General features: G+C 70.8%; 17 protein-coding genes. 8 read left to right on the plus strand and 9 right to left on the minus strand.

The window, feature by feature from the left end; genetic code table 11:
• Window positions 1-32: 32 nt before the first annotated feature.
• Window positions 33-416 carry an MmcQ/YjbR family DNA-binding protein gene (locus tag OHT51_RS06580; RefSeq protein WP_328877942.1) on the minus strand — a complete coding sequence of 128 codons (384 nt, stop codon included), beginning with the start codon at window positions 414-416 and terminating at the stop codon, window positions 33-35.
• A 91-nt stretch (window positions 417-507) separates the two neighbouring features.
• Here OHT51_RS06580 and OHT51_RS06585 point away from each other — a divergent pair, with 91 nt between their 5' ends.
• Window positions 508-1,689: a saccharopine dehydrogenase family protein gene (locus tag OHT51_RS06585; protein WP_328877943.1), complete on the plus strand. Its 1,182-nt coding sequence runs from the start codon at window positions 508-510 to the stop codon at window positions 1,687-1,689.
• Between the two features lie 26 nt (window positions 1,690-1,715).
• Here the strand turns inward: OHT51_RS06585 and mmpA are convergent, their stop codons facing one another.
• Both mmpA and OHT51_RS06595 read right to left on the minus strand, forming a co-directional pair.
• Window positions 1,716-1,862 (minus strand): morphogenic membrane protein MmpA, encoded by a 147-nt coding sequence (mmpA, locus tag OHT51_RS06590; protein WP_328877944.1) that lies wholly within the window; start codon window positions 1,860-1,862, stop codon window positions 1,716-1,718.
• 191 nt (window positions 1,863-2,053) lie between these two features.
• On the minus strand, window positions 2,054-2,752 hold the full coding sequence (locus OHT51_RS06595) for an endonuclease V (protein ID WP_328877945.1): 699 nt from the start codon (window positions 2,750-2,752) through the stop codon (window positions 2,054-2,056).
• Between the two features lie 62 nt (window positions 2,753-2,814).
• On the opposite strand from OHT51_RS06595, the gene OHT51_RS06600 reads away from it, so the two are divergent.
• Window positions 2,815-3,111 (plus strand): YciI family protein, encoded by a 297-nt coding sequence (locus OHT51_RS06600; RefSeq protein ID WP_328877946.1) that lies wholly within the window; start codon window positions 2,815-2,817, stop codon window positions 3,109-3,111.
• 3 nt (window positions 3,112-3,114) lie between these two features.
• Here OHT51_RS06600 and OHT51_RS06605 read toward each other — a convergent pair whose 3' ends face one another.
• Both OHT51_RS06605 and OHT51_RS06610 read right to left on the minus strand, forming a co-directional pair.
• Window positions 3,115-3,441, minus strand: coding sequence for a plasmid stabilization protein (locus OHT51_RS06605; protein ID WP_328877947.1), 327 nt, complete (start codon window positions 3,439-3,441; stop codon window positions 3,115-3,117).
• 49 nt (window positions 3,442-3,490) lie between these two features.
• Window positions 3,491-4,594, minus strand: a complete 1,104-nt coding sequence (locus tag OHT51_RS06610; protein WP_328877948.1) for an oxidoreductase — start codon at window positions 4,592-4,594, stop codon at window positions 3,491-3,493.
• Between the two features lie 261 nt (window positions 4,595-4,855).
• Here OHT51_RS06610 and OHT51_RS06615 point away from each other — a divergent pair, with 261 nt between their 5' ends.
• The 5 genes from OHT51_RS06615 to OHT51_RS06635 all read left to right on the plus strand — a co-directional run bounded on the left by OHT51_RS06615 (window position 4,856) and on the right by OHT51_RS06635 (window position 11,563).
• Window positions 4,856-5,272 carry an SsgA family sporulation/cell division regulator gene (locus OHT51_RS06615; protein WP_328877949.1) on the plus strand — a complete coding sequence of 139 codons (417 nt, stop codon included), beginning with the start codon at window positions 4,856-4,858 and terminating at the stop codon, window positions 5,270-5,272.
• 316 nt (window positions 5,273-5,588) lie between these two features.
• Window positions 5,589-7,214 (plus strand): ABC-F family ATP-binding cassette domain-containing protein, encoded by a 1,626-nt coding sequence (locus tag OHT51_RS06620; RefSeq protein WP_328877950.1) that lies wholly within the window; start codon window positions 5,589-5,591, stop codon window positions 7,212-7,214.
• Between the two features lie 22 nt (window positions 7,215-7,236).
• Complete coding sequence (locus OHT51_RS06625) at window positions 7,237-9,492, plus strand: excinuclease ABC subunit UvrA (protein ID WP_328884257.1); 2,256 nt, start codon at window positions 7,237-7,239, stop codon at window positions 9,490-9,492.
• Between the two features lie 101 nt (window positions 9,493-9,593).
• Window positions 9,594-10,370 (plus strand): dimethylargininase, encoded by a 777-nt coding sequence (gene ddaH / locus OHT51_RS06630; RefSeq protein ID WP_328877951.1) that lies wholly within the window; start codon window positions 9,594-9,596, stop codon window positions 10,368-10,370.
• Between the two features lie 218 nt (window positions 10,371-10,588).
• Window positions 10,589-11,563, plus strand: coding sequence for an acyl-ACP desaturase (locus tag OHT51_RS06635; RefSeq protein WP_328877952.1), 975 nt, complete (start codon window positions 10,589-10,591; stop codon window positions 11,561-11,563).
• Window positions 11,564-11,896: 333 nt separating this feature from the next.
• On the opposite strand, the gene OHT51_RS06640 is transcribed toward OHT51_RS06635, so the two are convergent.
• Window positions 11,897-12,151, minus strand: a complete 255-nt coding sequence (locus OHT51_RS06640; protein ID WP_328877953.1) for a WhiB family transcriptional regulator — start codon at window positions 12,149-12,151, stop codon at window positions 11,897-11,899.
• Between the two features lie 275 nt (window positions 12,152-12,426).
• Between OHT51_RS06640 and OHT51_RS06645 the strand changes: the two genes are divergently transcribed.
• Window positions 12,427-13,215, plus strand: coding sequence for a VOC family protein (locus tag OHT51_RS06645; RefSeq protein WP_328884258.1), 789 nt, complete (start codon window positions 12,427-12,429; stop codon window positions 13,213-13,215).
• 14 nt (window positions 13,216-13,229) lie between these two features.
• Here the strand turns inward: OHT51_RS06645 and OHT51_RS06650 are convergent, their stop codons facing one another.
• The 3 genes from OHT51_RS06650 to OHT51_RS06660 all read right to left on the minus strand — a co-directional run bounded on the left by OHT51_RS06650 (window position 13,230) and on the right by OHT51_RS06660 (window position 16,365).
• Window positions 13,230-14,264: a LacI family DNA-binding transcriptional regulator gene (locus OHT51_RS06650; RefSeq protein ID WP_328877954.1), complete on the minus strand. Its 1,035-nt coding sequence runs from the start codon at window positions 14,262-14,264 to the stop codon at window positions 13,230-13,232.
• Window positions 14,265-14,377: 113 nt separating this feature from the next.
• Entirely contained in the window at window positions 14,378-15,325 is a 948-nt protein-coding gene (locus tag OHT51_RS06655) for an ornithine cyclodeaminase family protein (protein WP_328877955.1), read from the minus strand.
• A gap of 14 nt (window positions 15,326-15,339) precedes the next feature.
• Complete coding sequence (locus tag OHT51_RS06660) at window positions 15,340-16,365, minus strand: multicopper oxidase domain-containing protein (RefSeq protein WP_328877956.1); 1,026 nt, start codon at window positions 16,363-16,365, stop codon at window positions 15,340-15,342.
• Window positions 16,366-16,443: the final 78 nt, after the last annotated feature.

Below are 16,443 nucleotides of genomic sequence, written 5' to 3' on the forward strand. Positions count from 1 at the left end.
CGGGTCACCCTGCCGGTCACCGTCCTATCGCGTCAGTCGCGCCCGTCCAGCTCCGCTATCAGCCGTTTCGGCGCGATCACCCGGTAGCTCTCCTCCACCCAGTCGCACAGCAGCTCAGCCGCCGGGGCGCCCTTCTGCTCCAGCGGGATGCTCACCCAGCCCGCCTTGCCCAGGCCGTATCCGGCGGGCTCGGCACCCGGGCACGTGAGTGCGTGGGCGTGGGCCGACTCGTCCTTGAGCTTCACGGTGACGCCCATCGGATAGCTGCCGTCGGCGACGCCGAGGAAGACGAACACCTTCTTGTTGACCTTCGCGACCGTCTCGCCCCACGGGAACTCCTCGACGGCGCCCGGCATCCCGAGGGCGAACTCGCGTACTTTTTCCCACTTCTTCAGGGCAGTCCTGGGCACGGCCACCGCTAACCTCCGGGCTCGTCGTCGGGCTCCGCACCCCTCACGCTAGCCTCGGCCACCGACAACGGCGCGTGCTGCGAGACCGAGGGGTGTCATGACCAGGCTGGACAGGACGGATCGCCCGTACGACATCGTGCTCTTCGGAGCGACGGGATTCGTCGGGATTCTCACCGCGGAGTACCTGGCCGCGCATGCGCCCGAGGGGTTGCGCTGGGCGATCGCAGGTCGCAGCAAGGAGAAGCTGGAGCGGCTGCGCGACCGGCTGCCGGACGGCGGCAAGGGGGTCGGGCTGCTGGAGGCGGACGTCTCCGATCCGGCCTCGATGCGCAGTCTTGCCGAGCAGGCGCGCGTGGTGGCCACGACGGTGGGCCCCTATGTGACGTACGGCGAGGACCTCGTGGCGGCCTGCGCGGACACCGGCGCCGACTATCTCGATCTGTCGGGCGAGCCGGAGTTCGTGGACCGGACGTACGTCCGGCACGACGCACGCGCGCGTGAGACGGGTGCGCGGCTGGTGCACGCCTGCGGTTTCGACTCCGTCCCGCACGACCTGGGCGCGTACTTCACCGTCCAGCAACTGCCGGAGGGCGTGCCGCTGACGGTGGACGGGTTCGTGACCGTCGATGCGGCCTTCTCGGGCGGCACGTTCGCCTCCGCGCTCAACCAGTTCGCGCGCGGGCGTCAGATGCTGGCCGCCGCGCGTGATCGTGCCCGGCACGAGCCGCGGCTGATGGGGCGTCGGGCGCAGGCTCCGACGGGCACGCCGCGGTTCGCCAAGGAGGTCGGCGCGTGGGCGGTGCCGCTGCCGACGATCGACCCGCAGGTCGTCAAGCGGTCCGCGCGGGCCCTCGATCGCTACGGCCCCGACTTCCGCTACCGCCACTACGCCGCCGTACGGCATCTGCCGATTGCGCTCGGCGGTGTCGCGGCGATGGGCGGGCTCTTCACGGCCGCCCAACTGCCGCCCGCCCGGCGCTGGTTGTCGGACCGGCTCAAGCCGGGCGAGGGGCCCGGCCCGGAGAAGCGGGCGAAGAGCTGGTTCTCCGTTCGCTTCGTGGGAGAGGGCGGCGGCCGACGGGTCTACACCGAGGTGTCGGGCGGGGACCCGGGGTACGGCGAGACGGCGAAGATGTTCGCGGAGGGGGCCCTGTCCCTCGCCTTCGACGATCTGCCTCCGACGGCCGGGCAGGTCACGACAGCCGTGGCGATGGGAGACGCCCTGATCGAGCGGCTGCGGTCGGCGGGGATCACCTTCCGGGTGGCCGCCACCCGCTGAACCGATCCTGCAACCGTCCCCCACCCCTAGAGCGGCCACCCCGCGATCGTGTAGATCATCCCGACGATCCAGCCGAGCCCGGCCAGGGTGGCGAGTACCAGCGCGGCCGTCACGGCACGCTCGACGGGGCGGTCGGGGTCGGCGAGGGGCTTGGGGGAGCGGTGCGTTGCCATGGGGCTCAGCCTGCCGACCACCCCGTGAGGCTGACATCCGTACGGGTACTCAGACGATGTACTCAGCCCGCTGGCTCGATTGTCGTCAAACCTGGGGGGCTGCCCCCCGACCCCCGCTGTCGGCCTGAACGGCCTCGTCCTCAAACGCCGGACGGGCTGGAATACGCGGGCCGGCGTCGAGAGGCTGTGGCCTAAGCCCTCGTACCGCTCGCCTCCTTCAACACCCGTCGGCACAACGCATCCGCCCTCCGCGTCGTCTCCGGCAAGCGGTACTCGGGGGTCAGTGCGAGGGTGTGGGCGCAGGCGTTGGGGAGGGTGACGCGGTGGCCCACCGAGATGAAGACGGGCTTGACCGCGGTGCGGGTGCGGAGGGCTCGGCCGACCTCCTCGTCGCCTGCCAGGAGGGGCGCGGACGATCCGCGCGTGGGGGCGGGGGCGTCGTAAGTGAAGGTGAACGGGTTCTTCGCGACGCCGATCGTGGACAGGCCGGTGAGGACGCCGAGGTGGCTGGCGAGGCCGAAGCGGCGGGGGTGGGCGAGGCCGTAGCCGTCGCAGACGACCAGGCCGGGCGGGCAGGGCAGGGCGTCGAGGGCGGCCAGCACCGTGGGGGTCTCGCGGAAGGCGAGCAGGCCGGGGACGTACGGGAAGGAGATCCGGCCGACGGCAGTGGACTCGGCGACGACCTCGAGCGTCGCGGCGTCCAGCACGACGGCCGCTGCCGCCACCACGTCCCGCTCGTCGTCGTAGGCCACGTCGACGCCGGTCACGTGCCCGGATCCGGGCCGTGGCCCGGCCTCGTCGAGCACCACCCGTTCGCGCAGCTCGTCCTGGACGGCGCGGGCTTCTTCCTCGGTCGCGGGCCAGCCCGCCGGGATGGGTACGGTCGTCATGGTGGGCACGAGCGTACGGCGAGGGGGCACGCCGCCGTGGGCCCAGGGGTAGGCTCGCGATCATGTTCGTGCTTGAGCTGACGTACACCGCACCGATCGAGGCCGTCGACGCCGTGCTGGAGGCACACGTGGCGTGGCTCGACGAGCAGTACGCGAAGGGCCACTTCCTGGCGTCCGGGCGCAAGAACCCCCGCGACGGCGGGGTGATCCTCGCCGTCGCGGGGGACCGGGCCCTGATCGAGGAGATCGCCGCGACCGATCCGTTCGTGGTGGCCGGGGTCTGCGCCTACCGGATCACCGAGTTCTACGCGACCAGGACGGCGCCGGAACTCGAGCGGTACCGCGAGACGCCGGACTGAGCCTCACTTGTTGCCCAGCGCCTGCTTGAGCTGGGTCTTGTTCATGTCCGAACGGCCGCGGATGTTGCGCTGCTTGGCCTCCTCGTAGAGCTGGTCGTAGGTGGGCCCCTGGGAGCCCTTGCCCGACCGCTGCCCACCCCGCTTGCCGGAGGACATGTCCTGGGTGGACGTGCGGCTGGCGGTCTTCGACTCGCCGGACCGGGCGCGCTCCTTGTTCACCGTGCGCGCCGCGATCTCCTCGGCCCGCCCGGTGCTCTCGCCCCGGTCCTGGGCGCTCTGCTTGATGTGCTCGTACTGGCGTTCCCGCTTGGGGCTCGAACCGCGTGGCATGTCGGGTCACTCCTCTCGCAGTCCGCGCCCGAGTACCCACAATTCGCCGTCACCTCTCCAGCCGTGCGACCCGGCCCTTCTCCCCCGCCGCCCAGCACCCCAGGTCCGGCGTGCAGTCCACGGTGTCGTACGACCCGGTGTCGACGGTCCGCCAGGTGCGCCCGCCGTCGGCGGTCAGGTCGGTGCCGGTGGGGCCGACCGCGAGGGCGGCGCTGCGGCTGTGCGGGAGCCAGGCGACACCGGAGCGGTAGGCCTGCACCGGCAGCGCGGCGGGCTGCCAGCCGGCGCCCCCGTCGCCGGTGCGGGCGGCGGCCTGCGGGGATGCCTGCTCGGGGCGGTAGTCGCCGCCGACGGCGAGGCCGTGCGTGCGGTCGCGGAAGGCGAGGGCGAAGACGCCGCGCGCCGGATCGCCCGCCGGGATCGGCGAGTCGGCGGCCGTCCAGGTCAGCCCCCGGTCGCGGGAGTGCAGCACACGCGCGCGTGCGGCCCCGCCGGTGGCCAGCCAGACGTCCTTCGGCCCGGAGCTCACCAGGCACTGCCCGCTCGCCGCGAAGCCGGCCTCGCCCTCCTGGGCCGCGGGCATGCCGGCACTGGGCAGCACCTTCCATGAGCGGCCGCCGTCGCTGGTCGACAGGATGCGGAACCTGCCGTCCACCGGGTCGCTCATCGCCAGGCCGTGGCGGCGGTCGAAGAAGGTCATGCAGTCGTAGAAGGCCCGCGCGTCGGTGTTGCGGAAGGATTCGGTCCAGGTCGCGCCGCCGTCGTCCGTGCGGTACACGCGGGACGCCTCGCCCTCCCCGATGGCCAGCACCACCGCGCGGCGCCCGTCGAACGCCTCGATGTCCCGGAACTGCAACTCGGCGGCGCCGGGCGGCGAGACGTTCCGCCAGCTCGCGCCGCCGTCGCCGGTGCGCAGAACGGTGCCCCCGGTTCCGGCCAGCCACGCGGTGTTCCGGCTGACGGCGGACAGCCCCCGGAAACGCACCTCGGGCGTACCGCTGTCCTTGGCCTCCCAGTGCGGCGCCCGGCTCTGCGGCCCGTGCGCCTGTGCCGGTACGGCCGTCAGCGCGGCCAGCGCGGCCCCGCAGGCCACCCCCGCGGCCACTGTCCGAAACGTACGCCCAACCCGTCGCGTGCTCCCCGAACGCCTCATGGCGGGCGAAGCTAGCCGACCGCCACCGTGCCGTCCAGATGGCCACGCCCACCACACGGACCACGGGCGAGAGCAGACGACGACACACGACCACAGATGACTTTCCCGGCACTGCAGGGCGAACGCACCACTCCCGTGCATGAAGGCGGTGACAGAGGTCACTCGCCATTCGTGTGCACGGATTGGCTGATTCCGTCGTCTCTACCAGTGCCCGTCGCGTCCGCCCGGATGTTCGTCCAGCCGTCACAAGGGAGCAAGGCGTTGTCCACCGTAATCGAGCAGCCCGTAGAGGCCCGTCTCGTCGCCGCCGCGCCGCGGATGCCGAGCATTCCGGCCACCCTTCACTACGACCGCAGCGACCCGTTCGCCGTGCGCATGACCTTCCCGGCCCCGGCGACGCTGGAGGGCGTGGAGGTCTGCTGGACCTTCAGCCGCGAGCTGCTCGTGGCCGGCCTGGAGGCACCCGAGGGCCACGGCGACGTCCGCGTGCGGCCGTACGGCTACGACCGTACGGTCCTGGAGTTCCACGCCCCCGAGGGCACCGCCGTCGTGCACATCCGCTCCGGCGAGATCCGTCGCTTCCTGCAGTCCACGAGCGAACTGGTGCCGCTCGGTCTGGAGCACCTCCAGCTGGACCTGGACCACGACCTGGCGGAGCTGATGCGGGACGCCTGCTGAGGCGCACTCCCCCGGGCGTACCACTCCGAACGCGCCGCCTGGCCTGCGGCGCGTTAATTGCGTTGACACCCTCCCTGTCCCCTCCTACGGTTTACAGCGGTCCTGTTGCCGTCGATTGGAGAAGGACGTTGCTCGTCTGAGGTCCTGAGACACCGCGTCACACACCTGAAGTGTGTGTGCGCAGCGTGCGACCTCGGCATTCGAGCCGTCCTCCGGAACAGGGCTTTTCTCATACCCTCCCGAGGCCTCCCCGTCGGTCGCCGGTGTCTCGAAACGCGTTTGCCCTTGATCGCTTCGAGCATCCGCGGAGGCCCGTATGTCTACTTCCATCACCTGTACGTCCCTTTCCTTCACCTGGCCCGACGGCAGCCCCGTCTTCGAGGGCCTCGACGTCGCGTTCGGCCCCGGCCGGACCGGTCTCGTCGGCATCAACGGATCAGGGAAATCAACCCTGTTGAAGCTGATCGCCGGTGAGCTCACCCCGGCCGACGGCGCCGTACGCGTCGCGGGCGAGGTCGGCTACCTCCCGCAGAACGTCACCCTCGACACCGGCTTGAAGGTCGACGAGGCCCTCGGCATCGCGGACCGGCGGGCCGCACTGCACGCCATCGAGGCGGGCGACGTGGCCGAGCGGCACTTCGAGACCGTCGGCGACGACTGGGACGTCGAGGAGCGCGCCCTCGCCACCCTCGGTGAACTCGGGCTCGCACACATCGAGTTGGACCGCACGATCGGTGAGGTGTCGGGCGGCGAGTCGGTGCTGCTGCGGCTGGCCGCACTGCTGCTGCGCCGCCCGGACGTCCTGCTGCTGGACGAGCCCACCAACAACCTCGACCTGTACGCACGCAGGCGGCTGTACGCGGCCGTCGCGTCCTGGCCGGGGGTGATGGTGGTCGTCAGCCACGACCGCGAACTCCTGGAACTCGTGGACCAGATCGCCGATCTGCGCTCCGGCGAGGTCACCTGGTTCGGCGGCAACTACTCCGCCTACGAGGAGGCGCTCGCCACCGAACAGGAGGCGGCCGAGCGCATGGTGCGCGTGGCCGAGTCCGACCTGAAGAAGCAGAAGCGCGAACTCGTCGACGCCCAGGTCAAGTTGGCCCGCAGGAGGCGGTACGGACAGAAGATGTGGGACCAGAAGCGCGAGCCGAAGATCGTCATGGGGGCGCGCAAGCGGGCGGCGCAGGAGTCCGCCGGCAAGCACCGCATCATGCACGAGGAGAAGCTCGCCGAGGCGAAGGAGCGGCTCGACGACGCGGTGGACGCCGTACGGGACGACGACGAGATCCGCGTCGACCTGCCGTACACGGCCGTACCGCCGGGCCGCACCGTGCTCACGCTGATGGACCTGGAGCTCGCGTACGGCGCGCGTGTCGCCGGTGGCTTCGATCTGCGTGGACCGGAGCGGATCGCGCTGATCGGGCGCAACGGCTCGGGCAAGACGACGCTGCTGCGGACGATCGCCGGGGAGCTGGCGCCCGTCTCCGGCGTGGCGCAGGCCCATGTGCCCCTGCGGTTCCTGCCGCAGCGGCTCGACGTGCTGGACGGCGAGCTGAGCGTCGCCGAGAACGTGGCCCGGTTCGCGCCGGCCGCCACCAACAACCGGGTCCGGGCGCGGCTGGCCCGCTTCCTGTTCCGGGGCGCACGGGCCGACCAGAAGGCGGCGACGCTGTCCGGCGGCGAACGCTTCCGGGCGGCACTGGCCGCTCTGATGCTCGCAGAGCCCGCGCCGCAGCTGCTGATGCTGGACGAGCCGACGAACAACCTGGACATGGCGAGCGTTCGACAGCTCACCTCGGCCCTGGAGTCGTACGAGGGGGCGCTGATCGTGGCCAGTCACGACCTGCCGTTCCTGGAGTCGATCGGCATCACGCGCTGGCTGATGGTGGAGGACGGAGAACTGAAGGAAATCACGCCAGAAGCTGTCGGGTATCCCGCCTAGCTTCGACTGCATGGCCGACTTCATGCCCGATTTCATCACCATCACCGGAGCAAGGGAGAACAACCTCAAGGACGTCGCTCTCCGTATCCCGAAAGGCCGGCTGACCGTGTTCACCGGCGTTTCGGGGTCGGGGAAGTCGTCGATCGTCTTCGACACGATCGCGGTCGAGTCGCAGCGCCAGCTCAACGAGACCTTCACCTGGTTCGTGCGCAACCGGCTGCCCAAGTACGAGCGGCCGCACGCGGAGGCGCTGGAGGACCTCTCGCCCGCGATCGTCGTCGACCAGCGGCCGATCGGGGGCCACTCCCGGTCCACGGTCGGCACGATGACGGACATCTACTCGGTGATCCGGGTGCTGTTCTCCCGGCACGGCACGCCGAGCGCCGGGCCGGCGACCGCGTACTCGTTCAACGAGCCCTCGGGCATGTGCCCGGAGTGCGACGGCCTGGGCCGGACCGTACGGCCGGACTGGGACCGCATCCTCGACCCGGACCGCTCACTGGCCGACGGAGCGGTCCGCTTCCCGCCGTTCGCGGCGGGCACCTGGCAGGGGCAGGCGTACACCAACAGCGCCGAACTCGACCCGCACAAGCCCGTCAGGCGCTTCACCGCCGCCGAGCGGGAGTTCCTGATGCGCGGCCGCCCGGGCAGCAAGGTCACCGTCAACGGCACGGGCGGCACCTGGACCACCGAGTACGAGGGGCTGGCCACCCGCTTCGAGCGGCTGTACCTGAAGCGGGACCTGTCGGCGATGAGCCAGAAGACCCGCGACCTGGTGCGCGAGTTCCTGGCGGAGGGCACCTGCCCGGTCTGCAAGGGGGCCCGCCTGAATACGGCGGCGCTCTCGACCCGGATCAACGGCATGAACATCGCCGAGTGCGCGCGTATGCAGGTCAGCGACCTGATCGCGGCACTCAAGGACATCGACGACCCGGTCGCCGGACCGATCGCCCGGGCCGCCGTCACCGCCCTCGAACGCATCGACGCCATCGGCCTCGGCTACCTCAGCCTCGACCGCGAGACGTCCACGCTCTCCGGCGGCGAGGGACAGCGCCTGAAGACCGTACGGCACCTGGGCTCCAGCCTCACCGGCATGACGTACATCTTCGACGAGCCCAGCGTCGGCCTGCACCCGCGTGACGTCGGCCGCCTGGGCGACCTGCTGCTGCGGCTGCGCGACAAGGGCAACACCGTGCTGGTCGTCGAGCACGACCGGGACGTCATCGCGCTCGCCGATCACGTCGTCGACATGGGCCCGGCGGCCGGTGCGGGCGGCGGAGAGGTGGTGTTCGAGGGGCGTCCGGGCGACCTGGCCGGGTCGGGCACGGTGACCGGGCGGTGCCTGGGCCGCCGTACCGCGATCAAGGAGGACGTACGCACGGCGGACGGCGGGCTCTGGGTGAAGGGCGCCGGCCGGCACAACCTGCGGGACGTGACGGTGGAGTTCCCGACCGGGGTGCTCACGGTGGTGACCGGGGTCGCCGGGTCCGGAAAGAGCACGCTGGTCGGGGAGTTCACCGGCGCGCACGCCGACGCCGTGGTCGTGGACCAGTCGTCGATCGGGATCTCCGCACGATCGACGCCGGCGACGTATCTGGGAATCATGGACACCGTACGGAAGATCTTCGCCCGCGAGACGGGCGCCGAACCGGGGTTCTTCAGCTTCAACTCGACCGGCGCGTGCGGCACCTGTGAAGGCCGCGGGATCATCTACACCGACCTCGCCTTCATGGACCCGGTGACGACGACGTGCCACGACTGCGACGGGCGGCGCTTCAAGGACGAGGTGCTGCGGCTGACCGTGGAGGGCAACTCGATCGCGGATGTGCTGGGGATGACGGCCGACCAGGCGCTGGAGTTCTTCCAGGACTCGGGCGTACGGCGCCGGCTGCGGGCATTGCGGGACGTGGGGCTGACGTACCTCACGCTGGGCCAGCCGCTGTCCACGCTCTCCGGCGGCGAGCGGCAGCGCATCAAGCTGGCGACACGGCTGCACCGCAGCGGAGCGGTGTACGTCCTCGACGAACCGACGACCGGACTGCACATGTCGGACGTCGACGGGCTGCTCGGCCTGCTGGACCGGCTGGTCGACACGGGCAACACGGTGGTGGTCGTCGAGCACAACCTGGACGTCGTGGCGCACGCCGACTGGGTCATCGACCTGGGTCCGGACGGCGGCCGGGACGGCGGACGGGTGATCTTCGAGGGAACCCCGCAACAGCTCCGCAAAACGCACGGGTCCTTCACCGCGGAGCATCTCAGGAGGGCCACAGCCTGACCGCAGGGGTTTTGTGCGGGCCCAGGCGCCCTGCATCATGGCGGATCGGTGCCCCATGCATCATGGGCGCCGAACCCTGCCACCGATCCGGAGATCCCGTCGTGCCCAGCAAGAAGGCCCTCGTCCGCCGCCCCGGCCCCCGCCTCGCCGAAGGGCTGGTCACGCACATCGAGCGCGAGAAGATCGACGTCGATCTCGCGGTCGAGCAGTGGGAGGCGTACGTAGAGGCCCTGCGCACGCACGGCTGGGAGACGGTCGAGGTGGACCCGGCCGACGACTGCCCCGACTCGGTGTTCGTCGAGGACACCGTCGTCATGTACAAGAACGTCGCGCTGATCACCCGGCCCGGTGCCGAGTCCCGGCGCGACGAGACCCTCGGCGTCGAGGAGGCCGTGGCCTCGCTCGGCTGCTCCGTGAACTGGATCTGGGAGCCGGGCACGCTGGACGGCGGCGACGTGCTGAAGGTCGGCGACACGATCTACGTCGGCCGGGGCGGCCGTACCAACGCGGCCGGCGTCCAGCAGCTGCGGGCCGCGTTCGAACCGCTGGGGGCGCGGGTCGTCGCCGTGCCGGTGAGCAAAGTGCTGCACCTGAAGTCGGCGATCACGGCGCTGCCCGACGGAACGATTCTGGGCCGCATACCGCAGCTGGACGCCCCGTCCCTCTTCCCCCGCTTCCTGCCGGTGCCCGAGGAGTCCGGGGCGCACGTGGTGCTGCTCGGCGGCGAGAAGCTGCTGATGGCCGCCAGTGCGCCGAAGACGGCGGAACTGCTCGCCGACCTCGGCCACGAGCCCGTTCTGGTCGATATCGGCGAGTTCGAGAAGCTCGAAGGGTGTGTGACATGTCTCTCGGTACGGATGCGGGATCTGTACGCCTGACCGACTGAGTGCTGCACTCGTTCAGCCCCGAGACCTGCGGGTCCCGGGGCTGTTCGCACACCCGTGAACTCTCAACGGAACGGGGCTGATCAGCGGTCTTTACGCTGCCCTTAACCTACGGCTACGTAACCTACGGTTTCGTAGCCTACGATTCCGTAGGTTCCCGGCAACCGCTCGCCGGCCACCCTTCCCGTGTTGTGCGTCCCCCTGGAGTTCCCGTGACGATTACTTCCCCTCACCTTGGCAGCCCCGCCGTCTGGACCGACGCCCGCCTGCTGTACGCGTTGGAGGAAGTTGTCGAGAATGAACTCAACCGGCATCTGACGGTCGCCAAGGACTGGATGCCGCACGAGTACGTGCCGTGGACCGACGGCCGCAACTTCCCCGGCTTCTTCGAGGATGGCGACGCCTGGGACAAGGAGCAGTCCAAGGTCACCGAGATCGGCCGCATCGCCCTGATCGTGAACCTCCTCACCGAGGACAATCTCCCCAGCTACCACCACGAGATCGCCTCGCTCTTCGGCCGCGACGGCGCCTGGGGGACCTGGGTGCACCGCTGGACCGCCGAGGAGGGGCGGCACGGCATCGTGATGCGCGACTACCTGCTCACCTCGCGCGCGGTGGACCCGGACAAGCTGGAGCAGTTCCGGATGTCGCACATGAGCGAGGGCTTCGAGTCGGACAACCGGCACTCGATGCTGCACTCGGTCGCCTACGTCGCCTTCCAGGAGCTCGCGACCCGGATCTCGCACCGCAACACCGGCCACCAGTCGGGTGACCCGATCTGCGACCGCATGCTGGCGCGCATCGCGACCGACGAGAACCTGCACATGATCTTCTACCGGAACCTGCTGAAGGCCGCGTTCGACCTCGCCCCCGACCTCACGATGCAGGCCGTGCGGGACGTGGTGGTCAACTTCCGCATGCCCGGCCACGGCATCCCCGGCTTCGAGCGCGCCGCCGCGCAGATGGCCATCGGCGAGGTCTACAACATGCGCATCCACCACGACGACGTCCTCCAGCCCGTCCTGCGCTTCCTGAAGATCATGGAGATCGACGGCCTCGGCCCCGAGGGCCAGAAGGCCCAGGAGGAGCTGGGACTGTACATGGGCGGCCTGGACGCGGAGGCCGTCAAGTTCGACGAGAAGCTGGCGGCCCGCAAGGCCCGCATGGCGGCTCGCGCCGGGGCCTGACGGAACCTGACTGAGGCGGCGGGGAGCGCTGCGGGCCGGGCTGAGAGCACGGGCTCCTGAGCGGCCCCGCGCGCTGCGGTCCCCGGACCACGTCGGCGAGCTGAGGGCCGCGGCCGGGCCTTGGAGCGCGAGGACGGGCCGGGCGCGGTGCCGTGCCCGCTGCCCAGCTGCCACGTCGGTGACACCCTCGACCGGGCGGGATGTGCGCGCTCAGCGCCCCCAGGCTGCGCCTGATGCCGGCGGCAATGCCCTGGCCGACCGGTCGACACGGGTCGTCCGTCGCGCAGAGCACCGCCGCCGCACCCGGCCGACGGCCCGGCGCGATCACCCCGCTCAGCGTGACGCACGCCTGAGTTCCAGGCGTTCCTTCTCCGACAGGCCGCCCCAGACGCCGAAGCGTTCGTCGTTGTCGAGGGCCCACTCCAGGCAGGCGGAGCGGATCGGGCACATGCCGCAGATCCGCTTCGCCTCGCGTACGGAGCTGCCCGGCTCAGGGAAGAAGAAGTCCGCCCCGGTCTGCGCGCACAACGCCTCCTGCTGCCAGTCCAGGTCGGGCGAGGTGATCGTTGTGATCGTGTCGATGAGCATGCGCAGGATCGTGCCGGTCGGCGAAAAACGTTCGATCAACGCCCGATCAACGCCGCGCCTCAAGGCCCCCGGCCGACTCGATGGTCTCCCTCCGTGCGCGGCGATGCACGGCGGCGCGCGCGGAAACGGGTGAAAACCAAGAGGCCCCTCCTGGTCACCCGCGATGGCCGCAGCGGTCCCTCGACGAGCCGACGGCAGCGCTCCGGCAGCGATTGTCAGTGGGCGGTGCAAGACTCGGCAGAGCAGACAACGGGACCCTTCCGAGGAGGGCGATGATGCTCACCACCCGTTATGTCACCGGCGCGCCGAACTGGATCGACGTCGGCACCCCCGACATCGACGGCGCCAGTTCCTTCTACGGCGGCCTGTTCGGCTGGCGGTTCCAGCCGGGCGGGCCCGAGACCGGCGGCTACGGCCTCTTCCAACTCGACGGCAGGACCACGGCCGGCGGCATGCAGACCACCGAGGAGCAGGGCCCGCCGTCCTGGACGGTGTACTTCCAGACCCCGAACGCGGACGCCACGGCCAAGGCGGCCGAGCAGGCGCACGGCGCGGTACTGGTGCAGCCCATGGACGTGCTGGACATGGGCCGCATGGCCATCCTCGCCGACAAGGCAGGCGTGGGCTTCGGCCTCTGGCAGCCCGGCACCAACAAGGGCCTCGACGTCATGAACGAGCCCGGGACACTGTGCTGGCTGGAGCTGTACACCACGGACGTACCGGCCGCGGCAGGCTTCTACAACACCACGCTCGGCATGGAGACCTTCGCCCTCGACTACTACGGCGGCACCTACACGACGTTCAGCCCCGCGGGCCAAGGGGAGGACGCCATGTTCGGCGGGGTCGTCGACAAGGCCGACGACCCGGCGGAGGCGGACGGCCCGGCGCACTGGCTGCCGTACTTCGAGGTCACCGACACGGACGCCACGGTCGCCAGGGCGCAGGAACTGGGCGGCACCGTCCGCATGCCTGCCACGGACCTGCCGGACATCGGCCGAATCGCCAAGCTCACCGACCCGTACGGCGCCCGCTTCGCGGTGATCAAGAGCGCGGCGCCGAGCTGAGTCCGCCCGACCGCCTAAGCGGATGCGCGCCGGATCAGCGTCGTCGGCAGGACGACGTTGGACGGCGCGCCTCCCACCTGCTCACCGGTGCGGCGGTCGAGGCCGCGCAGCAGCAGCCGGGCCATCAGCCGGCCCATCTCCTCGATGTCCTGACGGACCGTCGTGAGCGGCGGTTCGGTCTGGTCCGCCACCGGCAGCATGTCGTCGAACCCGACCACGGCGACCTCTTCCGGCACCCGCCGCCCCGACTCGCGCAGCACCCGCAGCGCACCCGCCGCGGTGAGGTCGTTCGCGGCGAACACGGCGTCCAGGTCGGGGCAGCGTTCGAGCAGTTCACGCATCGCCCGTTCGCCGCCGGCCGGTGTGAAGTCACCCTCGACGATCAGCCGTGGATCGGCGTCGACCATGACATCCCGGTATCCGTCGAGCCGGTCCACCGCCGACGTCTGGTCGAGGGCGCCGGTGATGTGCGCGATGCGGTTGCGGCCGAGGCCGACGAGGTGCCGTACGGCGTCACGGGCGCCGCCGCGGTTGTCGGTGTCGACGTACACCACGCCACGCTGGTCGCCGCTCCACCCGGGCCGTCCGCCGAACACGGTGGGGATCCCGGCGTGCTGGATCAGTGCGGGCAGCGGGTCGTCGAGGTGCAGCGAGAAGACGAGCGCCCCGTCGACATGGCCGCCGGCGAGGTAGCGGCCGACGCGGGCGTGGTCGTCGCGGCCCTCCGTGAGGAGCAGCACCAGCTGGTTGTCGTGGGCCGTCAGTTCCTTGCTGATGCCGCGCAGTTGCCGCGCGAAAAAGGGGTCGGCGAAGACGCGGGTCTCGGGTTCGGCGACGACGACGGCGATGGCGTCATGGCGCCGGGTCACGAGGCTGCGGGCGGCCTGATTGGGTACGTACCCGAGTTCCTCCACCGCCGCGCGGACCCGCTCCACGAGCGGCTCCCGGACTCCGTCCCCGCCGTTGACGACCCGGGACACGGTGGCCCGCGAGACCCCGGCCCGGGCGGCCACGGCCTCCAGGGTGGGACGTGGGGCGGTTTCGGTCACTGCGGGGCTCCTCGTCGGCGGTTGCGGATCAGGATAGCCGTGGTTGCGGCGGAGGTGAGAGCGCTCTCGGACGACCGGGACCGATCGTGGAACACCGCGCGCTCACGCGGCACTCACGCCAGCAGGTCCACCCGCCGCCCGATGCCCTCCCGCTGCGCCGCCCCATACGCCACCCAGCTCAACGCCAGGTCCTGCCAGGGCAGCCCGACCGGGGCGTAGACGGTACGGCTCACGGCGCTCGCGCGTCCCGGATGCTCGCTTCGCAGTACGTCCCCCAGCGTGGCATCGGCGGCCGTCGCCGGAAGCCCGGCCGCCGCCAGGGCCCCCATGCTCGCGGCGAGTTCGCGGTGGTCCACGACCAGCAGCGCCGCCCGCAGCAGATCCGCGGCCAGCTCCTCCTTGCCGGGTTCGTCGGCCCCGAGGCTCGTGAAGTGCTGCCCCTCCCGTGTGTCCGCCAGCCGCAGCAGCGGTGACCGGGCCCAGGTGGCCATCAGTACGGTGTCGGCGGCCGCCGCGACGTCCTTCGGCGAGCCCACCACCCGGCCACCGTGCCGTGCGGCGAACTCGGCTGCCCGTTCGGCGTCCGTGTCATGGACGACGAGTTCGCTGTGCGGCCGCAGCACCGTCAGGCCCCGCACCATCAACTCGGCCTGGGCCCCGGCGCCGATCACGCCCAGGACCTCTCCCGAGGCGGAGCCGGAGCCGGCCAGCACATGCGTGCCCAACGCCGCCGCCAGCCCCGTACGCCAAGCCGTCACCGTGGCCGAGTCCAGCAGCGCAAGCAGCTCGCCGTCCTGCCCGCTGTGCAGGCAGATCACTCCGCGCAACGCCGGTTGCGAGCCCGGGAACTTGGCGTTGACCTTCACCGTGTACGCCTCGATCCCCGGCAGCAGGCCGGGGATCAGCGCGGTGGCCGTGCCGGGGAACGGCAGGTCGGTCCGCACCCGTTGCCCGGCGACGGGCACGGCGTCCGCGGTCCGGAACCCCTCCCGCAGGACGGCCAGACAGGCCTCCGGTTCCAGGACGGACTCCAGATCACCACGCGTCAGTACAAGTGTCACCCGTCCATCATGCGTCAGTGCTCATGCGCGGACCCGGAGGACCCTGAGGCCGGCTCATGACCGTGGTCATGCGGGTCGTACCCCGGGATCGACCCGTCCGTCTTCTTCACCAGGAACAGTCCCACCATCCCCATGTCCGAGTGGCTCTGGACATGGCAGTGGTACATCCACGCGCCCGCGCCGACCCCCTCCCCCGCGATCACCTGGAAGCCGAAGGAGTCCGCCGGGCCCACGATCTTGTTGTCGATGACCTGGCTGGGGTCGTCCGGGCCGGTGAGCATGCCCGTCCGGTTGTCCGCCCAGCGGTGACCGTGCATGTGGAAGGTGTGGTAGTACTCGCCGTGCGTGATCATCACGAACTCGACGCGATCGCCCACCGTGGCCTCGAAGTTGGGGCCGCTGTGCGCGGGCTTGTTGTTGATCAGCATGTCGTTGAAGACGATCGTGTGGGTCGCGTCGGGGAGGATGTCCCCCTTGCGCCGGACGATCACCGGCCCGTACAGGCCCTTGCGGATGCCGCCGGTGCCGTGCTCCGTGCCGACGACGTGGTCGTGGTAGTGCCAGTAACCGGCGCTGCCCGCCCGCCAGGTGCCGTCCTTGCGGCGGCCGGGGGCGTGGGTGCGCCAGGTGTAGGTGCGGGTGCCGCCGGGCTCGACGTCGCTCTTGTTGAGCTTCGTGCCGTCGCTGGTGATCTCGTAGTCGAGGCCGTGGACGTGCAGGCTCACCGGGACGTCCATCGTGTTCTCGAACTCGATGTGCGCGGTGTCGCCCTCGTTGAGCTCGATCAGCGGGCCGGGGATGGACGCCTTGCCCTTCTCGAAGCCGTAGCCCATCTGCCCGTCGGCGAGTTTCTCGGCGTACAGCTTGAGGTGCCTGACCTCGCCCCCGGCGGGGGCGGTCTTCGCCGGCGCGTCGGCGCTCGCGGCCTCGGGCACCTGCCCGAGAGACAACGATGTCGCGACGGTCGCACCGCCGAGCAGGACACGTCTGTTGAAGGTGCGCCTGTCGAAGCCGCGTCTGGTGAAGTTGCCTTCGCTCATGCCGAACTCCCCACGGCGTTACGGAATTTACGGGGGTGAACCGCTGAGACGGTACCGGTCGATCCCGCGTTTATCCAC

Origin of the sequence: Streptomyces sp. NBC_00299 (assembly GCF_036173045.1) — a bacterium.
GTDB classification, from domain to species: Bacteria; Actinomycetota; Actinomycetes; order Streptomycetales; family Streptomycetaceae; genus Streptomyces; species Streptomyces machairae.

What these genes read in the sequence shown, in the direction of transcription:
- mmpA (WP_328877944.1), bottom strand. Translation starts at nt 1,862, where the DNA reads ATGGCAACGCACCGCTCCCCCAAGCCCCTCGCCGACCCCGACCGCCCC.
- OHT51_RS06660 (WP_328877956.1), bottom strand. Translation starts at nt 16,365, where the DNA reads ATGAGCGAAGGCAACTTCACCAGACGCGGCTTCGACAGGCGCACCTTC.
- OHT51_RS06625 (WP_328884257.1), top strand. Translation starts at nt 7,237, where the DNA reads ATGCCCGATTTCATCACCATCACCGGAGCAAGGGAGAACAACCTCAAG.
- OHT51_RS06595 (WP_328877945.1), bottom strand. Translation starts at nt 2,752, where the DNA reads ATGACGACCGTACCCATCCCGGCGGGCTGGCCCGCGACCGAGGAAGAA.
- OHT51_RS06640 (WP_328877953.1), bottom strand. Translation starts at nt 12,151, where the DNA reads ATGCTCATCGACACGATCACAACGATCACCTCGCCCGACCTGGACTGG.
- OHT51_RS06605 (WP_328877947.1), bottom strand. Translation starts at nt 3,441, where the DNA reads ATGCCACGCGGTTCGAGCCCCAAGCGGGAACGCCAGTACGAGCACATC.
- OHT51_RS06585 (WP_328877943.1), top strand. Translation starts at nt 508, where the DNA reads ATGACCAGGCTGGACAGGACGGATCGCCCGTACGACATCGTGCTCTTC.
- OHT51_RS06620 (WP_328877950.1), top strand. Translation starts at nt 5,589, where the DNA reads ATGTCTACTTCCATCACCTGTACGTCCCTTTCCTTCACCTGGCCCGAC.
- OHT51_RS06600 (WP_328877946.1), top strand. Translation starts at nt 2,815, where the DNA reads ATGTTCGTGCTTGAGCTGACGTACACCGCACCGATCGAGGCCGTCGAC.
- OHT51_RS06645 (WP_328884258.1), top strand. Translation starts at nt 12,427, where the DNA reads ATGCTCACCACCCGTTATGTCACCGGCGCGCCGAACTGGATCGACGTC.
- OHT51_RS06610 (WP_328877948.1), bottom strand. Translation starts at nt 4,594, where the DNA reads ATGAGGCGTTCGGGGAGCACGCGACGGGTTGGGCGTACGTTTCGGACA.